This is a genomic window from Bacillus sp. mrc49 (genome assembly GCF_002803435.1).
The window spans coordinates 1-267 of sequence record NZ_PHNG01000414.1 but is presented as its reverse complement, the minus strand read 5'-3'; the positions used below and the strand labels follow the sequence as shown (position 1 = coordinate 267).

General features: G+C 37.8%; 1 protein-coding gene. It reads right to left on the bottom strand.

Going from position 1 to position 267, the window contains the following annotated elements:
* Positions 1-98 precede the first annotated feature (98 nt).
* The coding region (locus CVN76_RS02560) for a phosphoribosyltransferase (RefSeq protein WP_442857539.1) at positions 99-267 on the bottom strand (169 nt) is incomplete at its 5' end.

Here is a 267-nt window from a genome sequence, read left to right as displayed (position 1 = left end):
GTAAACAAACTATAGTAAATACTATCATACAAAATTAAAGAATTACAATAATTTAACACCGCTGTTTTAATCTGGTCTTTTCTTTCAAACAGGTACGATCAATTCGAGTAAATTTCAGGCTTCAATATGCCAATATACGGGAGATTGCGATATTTTTCGGCAAAATCCAGACCGTATCCGACAACGAATGCATCAGGAACGATAAATCCGGCATAATCGGGAGTGATATCCGCTTTCCGGCCTGTCGGTTTATCCAATAAGGTGACG